At 67.1% G+C, this 8,134-nt stretch carries 6 protein-coding genes; 3 read left to right on the top strand and 3 right to left on the bottom strand.

Annotated features, from left to right (window positions below; genetic code table 11):
• Positions 1-129 precede the first annotated feature (129 nt).
• The 3 genes from ACM0PK_RS19710 to ACM0PK_RS19700 form a co-directional block, all read right to left on the bottom strand.
• Complete coding sequence (locus tag ACM0PK_RS19710; RefSeq protein WP_072169169.1) at positions 130-1,380, bottom strand: DUF819 family protein; 1,251 nt, start codon at positions 1,378-1,380, stop codon at positions 130-132.
• Positions 1,381-1,500: 120 nt separating this feature from the next.
• Positions 1,501-2,787: a sensor histidine kinase gene (locus ACM0PK_RS19705; RefSeq protein ID WP_088497636.1), complete on the bottom strand. Its 1,287-nt coding sequence runs from the start codon at positions 2,785-2,787 to the stop codon at positions 1,501-1,503.
• Positions 2,774-3,487: a response regulator transcription factor gene (locus ACM0PK_RS19700; protein WP_072169171.1), complete on the bottom strand. Its 714-nt coding sequence runs from the start codon at positions 3,485-3,487 to the stop codon at positions 2,774-2,776. Before ACM0PK_RS19700 ends, ACM0PK_RS19705 begins: the two co-directional genes overlap by 14 nt.
• 132 nt (positions 3,488-3,619) lie before the next feature.
• On the opposite strand from ACM0PK_RS19700, the gene ACM0PK_RS19695 reads away from it, so the two are divergent.
• The 3 genes from ACM0PK_RS19695 to ACM0PK_RS19685 all read left to right on the top strand — a co-directional run bounded on the left by ACM0PK_RS19695 (position 3,620) and on the right by ACM0PK_RS19685 (position 7,850).
• Positions 3,620-5,323 (top strand): ArnT family glycosyltransferase, encoded by a 1,704-nt coding sequence (locus ACM0PK_RS19695; protein WP_414608063.1) that lies wholly within the window; start codon positions 3,620-3,622, stop codon positions 5,321-5,323.
• 113 nt (positions 5,324-5,436) lie between these two features.
• Complete coding sequence (locus ACM0PK_RS19690) at positions 5,437-6,204, top strand: phosphatase PAP2 family protein (protein ID WP_072169173.1); 768 nt, start codon at positions 5,437-5,439, stop codon at positions 6,202-6,204.
• Complete coding sequence (locus tag ACM0PK_RS19685) at positions 6,201-7,850, top strand: phosphoethanolamine transferase (protein ID WP_072169174.1); 1,650 nt, start codon at positions 6,201-6,203, stop codon at positions 7,848-7,850. The genes ACM0PK_RS19690 and ACM0PK_RS19685 overlap by 4 nt, the downstream gene beginning before the upstream one ends.
• Positions 7,851-8,134 lie beyond the last annotated feature (284 nt).

Genomic DNA, 8,134 nt, shown 5'->3' with positions numbered 1-8,134 from the left:
CAGTACCGGCCTGCCGTGGCCCCACGCCACGGCGCGCCCTTCATCCCCGTGCCGGTCCCCCCGCCGGCGTGGGGGGGGGGGGGCCGCCCCCCCCCCCCCCCCCCCGCAACAGGAACGTCCGGTCAGAACTCAGGCGCCGGCCATCCACTTCAGGATCAGGCCGGTGACATAGGCCAACCCGGTACCGGTGGCATAGCCCACCGTCCCCAGCAGCACCCCCACAGGCGCCAGCGTCGGATGGAAGGCCGCGGCCACCACGGGAGCCGAGGCGGCCGCCCCGATGTTGCCCTGCGAACCGATCGCGAAAAAGAACAACGGCGCGCGCAGCAGCTTGGCCACCCCCCACAGCACCAGCACGTGCGTGGCCATCCAGATCGCGCCGAGCAGGAACAGCCAAGGCCGATCCAGCAGCGACAGCAGGTTCATCTGCATGCCGATGCAGGCGATCAGGAAGTACAGGAACACCGTGCCCAACCGCGAAGCGCCTGCGGCTTCCAGCCGGCGCGCACGGGTGAAGCTCAGGCCCAGACCCATCGCCGTGGACAGCAGGATCACCCACACGAACTGGCTGTCCAGGCTGAACTGGCTGGCCCAGCTGACGTTGGCCTTGAACCAGCCCGACAGCGGTGCGGCGATGGCGTGGGCCAGGCCGACGCCACCCAGTGCCACGCCGACGATCACCATCAGGTCGGTCATGCTGGGAATGCGCGCGTTCTGTGCCTCGTAGGCGCTGATGCGTGCCTTCATCTCGTCGATGGCACGCGTATCGGCCCCGTTGCGGGTGTCGATCTGCTGCGCGCGGTTGGCCAGGAACAGCAGGATCGCCATCCACAGGCTGGCGCAGGCCACGTCGACCACGGCGAACTGCCCGAAGGTGGTGGCATCGGTGCCGAACACTTCGCGCATGGCGACCATGTTGGCGCCGCCACCGATCCAGCTGCCGGCCAGCGCGGCCATGCCGGCCCAGGTATCACCGGCCACCGTTTCCGGATGGATCAGCTTCATCAGCTGGAAGGAGACGATCGCACCGAGCATGATGCCAGCGGTACCGGCACAGAACACAAGCAACAGCTTCGGCCCCAGCTTGATGACGCCCTTGAGGTCGATCGACAGCGTCAGCAGGACCAGCGCGGCCGGCAGCAGCACGTCACGCGCGACCGGGTTGTACAGCGAGGTGTTGTGGCCATCGATGACACCGGCGGTGTTGTAGATGGCGGGGATGAAGTAGCACAGCAGCAGTGCCGGCACCCAGGCGAAGATCTTCTTCAACAGCGGGGTCGGACCACTGGCGGCCCAGAAGATCAGGGCCAGGGTGGCGGCAATCAGGCCCAGTCCAACGATATCGTTGCTGATCAGGGCAGTAGCGGGTTCGGTCGGCATGGGATCCTCTGTCGATCGAAGGAGCGGGAAAAAAAAGCGCCGCATGAAGCGGCGCAGGTCGAGATTAACATTGTCTTCACGTCGGGTCATGCCGCAGCGCGGAGCAGGTCGGCCGTCCGATCAAGCGGGGCGCGAAGCGCCGAAGTCCAGGGTGACACGCGTCCCGCGCGGTTGGCGGGGCTGCAACTGCAGCGTCCAGCCCAGGTGCTCGCACAGCCGCGCGATCAGGTCCAGGCCGATGCCACTGCCTCGATCGGCACGCTCGCCGCGGGCCATGCGCGCGTGGATCGCCGCGATCTCCTCCGGGCTCATCCCATGCCCGGGGTCCTGCAGGGTCAGTACCGCCGACGAACTCAGCTGCAACTCGATATGGCCGCGGCCGCTGTTTTCGATGGCATTGCGCAGCAGGTTGCCGATCGCCGCCTGCACCACCGCCAGCGGCGCGACGATATCCACCGGCGCAGCCTGGATGCCGATGCTCAGGTCCTTGTCGCCGAGCAGGTGGCGATGGTCGTCGACGATCTCCGGCAGCAGCTGGTCCAGTGCGATGCGCTCGGCACGCGCGGCCAGGCGCGCAGGATCACGCGCCAGCACCAGCAGCAGCTCGATCAGCTGCTCCACGCTCTGTGCCGTGCGCAGGACCCGCTGCATCTGTTGGCGGGCACGTTCGGGCAGGCCCGGTTGCTCCAGCGCCAGCTCGGCTGCACCGGTCATCACTGCGATCGGCGTGCGCAGTTCGTGGCTGGCGGTACTGATGAAGACCCGCTCACGCTCGACGAACTGCTCGTTGCGGTCCAGGTAGTCGTTCAGCGCATCGGCGATGGTGTGCAGCTCGGAACTGCCGCGCGGGTCGACCTCGATGCGCTGGCCCTGAACGCCCGGCCGCAATGCGCCGATGTGCTGGGCCAGCAGGCTCAACGGGCGCACCATGCGTTCCATGCCGAAGGACGCCATCAGCACGGTGACGAAGATCATGATCACCCCGGCCAGCATCACCCAGCGCGTGGCGAACTGCTCCAGGTCATGGAAGTCGGAGATGTCCAGCGCCAGCGCGACCCGTCCCATCGACCGGGTCTCGCGCACCATCACCGCCGTCTCCCGGCCTTTGATCATCACGCCGTCGTGAAGGCCCGGATGCAGCGTACGCAGGCTGTCAGGCAGGTTGACTGCATCGAAGCGGTACAGGCTGAGCGTGTCCGAATCCTGCCAGCGATAGTGCGGTTCATGCTCGACGTGCTCGACGATGCTGTCCAGTTCGGAGTTGAGCAGCGCACGCCAGGCGGCATGTTCGGCGTGTTCGTGCACGTAGTTGCCGACGCTGAACACAGCGATCGACAGCAGGGCCAGGTAGCCCAGCAACCACCACACCACGCGCCGGTACAGCGGGCCCGGCCTACGCGCCTTCATCATCATCCTTGCCTGCATCGGCGGCCGCGGTCACCGCAAGGCGGTAACCAACCCGCGGCAGGGTGTGGATCAGCTTGTCGGCAAACGGACCATCGACGCTGCGGCGCAGCTCATAGACATGCGAGCGCAGCAGGTCACCATCCGGTGGCTCGTCGCCCCACAGGGCGAACTCCAGCTGTTGGCGGGTGACCGCACCGGGGCTGGCGCGCATCAGCACCTCCAGCAGCTTCCGGCAGGCCGGGTAGAGGTGGAGCACCTGACCACCCCGCTGGGCTTCGAGGGTCGCCAGGTCCAGCACCAGGTCGCCCACCTGCAGGCGCTTGCGCGGGTTCCGGCCCTGCGCACGCAGCAGCAGCGCCTCCAGCCGAACTTCCAGCTCGGGCAGGGCGAACGGCTTGGTCAGGTAATCGTCGGCACCCGCGCGGAAGCCGGTGATCTTGTCCGGCAGTTCGTCGCGCGCGGTCAGCATGATCACCGGCACCTCCGAAGCCTGCTCGGCGCGCAGGCGACGCAGCACCTCCGGCCCCTCCATGCGCGGCAGCATCCAGTCCAGGATCACCGCGTCGTAGGGATGGCTGCCGGCCAGGTGCAGGCCGGTGATGCCGTCCGGGGCCACGTCGAGCACGTGCCCGCGCGACTCGAAGTAGTCGAACAGGTTGGCCACCAGCTGGCGGTTGTCCTCGATCACCAACAGACGCATGCACGAAACATCCACGGAAGTTCGTACCATGGTAGCGCTGCCCATGTCGGAATGCGGTCGCCCCCGGCCTCCTCTGACGCTTTTCCAACCCCCGCCACCTCAGAATGGCCGTTTTTGCTCCCGGAGCCTGCCGTGCCCGTTGCCCTGCCCCGCCGTTGGCGCCTGCCCCTGTTGTGGCTGTTGATCGTTGCTGCGCTGGCAGCGGGGATCGGCCTTCGGCAGCCGCAGCCACCGGACGAGCCGCGCTTCGTGCTGGCGGCCCGCACCATGGTCGAGAGTGGGCAATGGCTGCTGCCGCACCGGGGCGTGGAGCTGTATGCGGAGAAGCCACCGGTCTTCATGTGGCTGCAGGCGGCGGCCTACGAGATCGTCGGCAGCTGGCAGTGGTCGTTCCTGCTGCCATCGCTGCTGGGCGCCCTGCTCAGCCTGTGGTTGGTGTCGGATCTGGCACGCCGACTGTGGTCACCGCGGCATTCCCTGTACGCCCTGGCGGCGCTGTTCTGCACCCTGCAGTTTGGCCTGATGGCCAAGCGCGCGCAGATCGACATGGTGCTGGTCGGCATGACCACGGTGGCCCTGTGGGGCTTGATGCGCCACCTGTGCGAACGCCGCAACCTGGCTGCCTTGTGGCTGGCGGGGTTCGCCGCTGGCCTCGGCACGGTGACCAAAGGCGTGGGTTTCCTGCCGCTGCTGATGGTCCTGCCGTGGTTCGGCTGGTGGCTGTACCAGCGTCGCCGCGGGCGCAGCGTTGACGGCCCCCACCCGGCAACGCTGCTGTGGCTGATCCCGGCCTTCCTGCTGGGCGTGTCGGTGTGGCTTGCGCCGCTGGGCTGGGCCCTGCTGCACACGCCCAGCGCCGAACTGCAGGCCTACGCGCATGAGCTGTTGTTCAAGCAGACCGGTACCCGCTATGCCAACGCCTGGCACCATCGCCAACCGGCCTGGTACTACCTGCAGGTGATCCTGACCCTGTGGCTGCCGGGCAGCCTGCTGCTGCCGCTGCTGTTCAAGCCGTGGTGGCGCCGCATCCGCCGGGGCGACCGCCGGCAGTGGCTGCTGCTGGGTTGGGCGCTGCTGGTGCTGGTGTTCTTCAGCGCCAGCCCGGGCAAGCGCGAGGTCTATGTGCTGCCGATGCTGCCTGCGATGGCACTGGCCGTTGCGCCGTTGTTGCCGGGCTTGCTGCGCCGGCTGTGCGTGCGCCGCTATTTGTTCGGCTACAGCGTGGTGCTGATGCTGGCCACCGGCGTGCTCGGCGTGATGCTGATGACCGAGCACCCGTGGGCCTTGGCGCAACTGGAACGCCGGGCCATGCCCGATACGCTGCTGCCGGTGCTGGGTGATGGCCTGCTGACCTTCGCCATCGCGCTGGCCACGTTGGCCGTCTGGTTGCGGGTGCGCCGCGCCACGACCCTGGTGCTGCTGACCCACGGCATGCTGTGGATGCTCTACGGCCTGGTGCTGATCCCGGCACTGGATCCCTACGCATCGGCATCGGCGCTGATGCGCCGCGTCGGCGCGCGGATCGGTCCGGACGCCGAATTGGCGCTGGTCGCCTGGCGCGAGCAGAACCTGCTGCAGGCTGACCGCCCGGTACGCGAGTTCGGCTTCAAGCGGCCCTGGGCCGAGCAATGGCACGATGCCGGCCCCTGGCTCGCCGAAGCGCCGGACAAGCGCTGGTTGCTGGTGCTGGACGAGGCGATGAGTCCCTGCGTGGACCGGGCCAAGGTGATCGACATCGGCATGGCCAACAGGAATCGTTGGCAACTGCTTCCCGGTACGGCCTGGGACCCGCAATGCCACGCCGAACGGGCCGGCTCGACCGCCGAAGAAGACTGAACGTTGACTCGTGCCGGGGAAATCATTAACCCGGCGCGAACGAGCGTCCGACCCTTCTCCGACATGCAGGTGACGAGCATGGCTGCGGATTCCCGAACCCGCCTTCCCTCAGCATGCCCGTTCGTCCCCTTGATTCGATCGCGCCGCTTGCGTCATCGCCACTGGCGTCAAGATTCGCCGTAACTCACTTTTGGCTGCCTGTCGCAATCGGTCTGCCCGTGTTTGCGCTGCTGATGGGGTTCGGCGGCGACCAGTGGGTGGCCGATCACCTGTTCCGCCTTGAGGGCAGCCGATGGGTGCTACAGGACGCCTGGATCACCCGCAGCGTCGTGCACAAGGCCGGTAAATGGTTGAGCACTGCGGCGGCGCTGGTCGTGCTCCTGCTGTGCTTCCACCACTGGCGTAAAGGACGCGATCACACCCTGCGGTGGGCGCTGCTTTATGTCGTACTTGCCCTGGCGCTGGGCACCGGCGTGATCTCCCTGCTGAAGTCACTGGTGCCGATGGAATGCCCTTGGGACTTGCTGCGCTACGGCGGCCACCAGCCATTTATCGGGCTTTTCACCGCACGCCCCGCTGGCATGGCCGCGCAGGCCTGCTTCCCGGCCGGGCACGCCAGTGCCGGCTACGCCTGGCTGTGCCTGTACTATTTCGCCCTCCTATGGCGCCCGTCGTGGCGCTGGGCCGGGTTGTGGATCGGCCTCGGCGCCGGTTTGGTGTTCGGCATCGGCCAGCAGCTGCGCGGTGCGCATTTCCTTTCGCATGACGTCGCCACTGCATTGATCTGCTGGCTGCTTTCGCTCGGCCTCTATCTGATCGCCAAGCGCGTCCTGACACACCGTCAACTGAACCATGCCAACCGCCAGGAGGCAAACGCATGAGCGCATCGGTCCAACGGCCCGCCCGCCTCCCCGCCCTTGCGGGTCTGCGCCACTGGCGGCCGCAGCTGTCCACCGAAGCGCTGATCGCGCTGACCAGCCTGTTCTTCGCGGTGGCCGGCAATGGCCTGTTCTGGCACAGCGCGATGGCCAGCCATCCAGGCAGCCTGCGCTACGCGCTTTCGCTGCTGCTGTTGCTGCTGGGTGCTCACGGCGTGCTGCTGGGCATCCTGGTCTGGCGCTGGAACGCCAAGGTGGTGATCAGCCTGTTGCTGCTGGTGACCGCATTCGCCGCGCACTACATGAGTCGCTACCACATCTACCTGGATGCGGACATGCTGCGCAACGTGCTGGCGACGGACCCCAAGGAAAGCCGCGAGCTGATGACCGTGTCGCTGCTGTGGCCGGTACTGTTGCTGGCCGTGTTGCCGATGGCGGTGTTGTGGCGCGTGCAGCTGCGTCGCCGCAGCTGGGGCCGCACCCTGCTGTGGCGGCTGGGCTTCCTGCTGGTGGCCGCGGTAACCGCCGTCGGCGGCGCGTTGATCTCGTTCCAGGATGTTTCAGCACTGATGCGCAACCAGCGCGAAGTGCGTTACCTCGCCACCCCGGCCAACGTGCTGCTGGGCATGCCGCGTGCGCTGCGTGGCGACAACCCGGTGCAGCGCGCACCGAAGCTGCCGATCGGCACCGACGCCAAGGCCACTCCGCGAGCGCCGGCCAGCAAGCCGCGCCTGCTGGTGATCGTCATGGGCGAGACCGTGCGTGCGCAGAACTGGGGCCTCAACGGTGGCCGCAACACCACTCCGGAACTGGCGCAGGCCAGCGTGATCAATTTCCCGGACATGCATTCGTGCGGCACGAGCACGGAGGTCTCGCTGCCGTGCCTGTTCTCGCCGTGGGGCCGCCACGACTACGACGAGAAGAAGATCCGTGCGCACCAGTCGCTGCTGCACGTACTGAACCGCGCCGGCATCGCGCCGCTGTGGCGTGACAACCAGTCCGGCTGCAAGGGCGTGTGCGAGGGCTTGGACTTCCAGTCATTGTCCGACGCCACCACACCCGGCCTGTGCGCCGATGGCCGCTGCATGGACGAGGTCCTGCTGCAGGACCTGGCCACCCAGGTGCGGGCCAAGCCCGGCGACCGGGTGGTGGTGCTGCACCAGCTGGGCAACCACGGCCCGGCCTATTTCGAGCGCTATCCGCCCGCGTTCCGCCGCTTCACCCCGACCTGCGACACCCGTGACATCGGCCGCTGCTCGCGCGAAGAGATCACCAACAGCTATGACAACGCGGTGTTGTACACCGATCATTTCCTGAGCAAGACCATTGGTACCCTGCAGGGCATGCAGGATTACGACACGGCGATGATCTACCTGTCCGACCATGGTGAATCGCTGGGCGAGAAGGGCCTGTTCCTGCATGGCGTGCCGTATGCGATCGCACCGGCCGAGCAGACCCGCGTACCGATGACGATGTGGTTCTCGCCGGGCTTCGCCAGCAGCCGTGGGTTGGACCTGCAGTGCGTGCGCAAGCGTTCGGCGGCCTATACAGACCACGACAACCTGTTCCCGTCGGTGCTGGGCCTGATGCAGGTTAAGACGGCGCTGTACGAGCGCGACCGCGACGTGTTCGCCAACTGCGAAGGTTGAGGGGTGTTTGGCAGGGCTTGCAGCCCTGCACCTGCAGGGGCAACGGCAACGGCCGAAGCAACAGCAGAAGCGGGTTTCCTGAGGGGTGGCGGGGTGGGTCCGGTTGCGGGGGACGCTGCAAGTACGTCCATGTAAGCTCGGTCGCCGCATCCATGCGGCTCACGCCCCCGCAACCGGACCCACCCCGCCTTCGACAGTTTTCCGCGATCTGTTGGAACGATCTTGGGGTCAGATCCGTTTTCCGGAAGAAAACGGATCTGACCCCATTTTGATTGTCGATACCT

This window comes from Stenotrophomonas sp. FR010, from assembly GCF_047520755.2.
Taxonomy (GTDB): domain Bacteria; phylum Pseudomonadota; class Gammaproteobacteria; order Xanthomonadales; family Xanthomonadaceae; genus Stenotrophomonas; species Stenotrophomonas sepilia.
This window is presented reverse-complemented; position numbering and strand designations above follow the sequence as displayed.

Bases quoted from the DNA above. Each gene is read 5' to 3' on its own strand.
- ACM0PK_RS19710 (WP_072169169.1), bottom strand. From the start codon at position 1,380: ATGCCGACCGAACCCGCTACTGCCCTGATCAGCAACGATATCGTTGGA.
- ACM0PK_RS19705 (WP_088497636.1), bottom strand. From the start codon at position 2,787: ATGAAGGCGCGTAGGCCGGGCCCGCTGTACCGGCGCGTGGTGTGGTGG.
- ACM0PK_RS19700 (WP_072169171.1), bottom strand. From the start codon at position 3,487: ATGCGTCTGTTGGTGATCGAGGACAACCGCCAGCTGGTGGCCAACCTG.
- ACM0PK_RS19690 (WP_072169173.1), top strand. From the start codon at position 5,437: ATGCCCGTTCGTCCCCTTGATTCGATCGCGCCGCTTGCGTCATCGCCA.
- ACM0PK_RS19685 (WP_072169174.1), top strand. From the start codon at position 6,201: ATGAGCGCATCGGTCCAACGGCCCGCCCGCCTCCCCGCCCTTGCGGGT.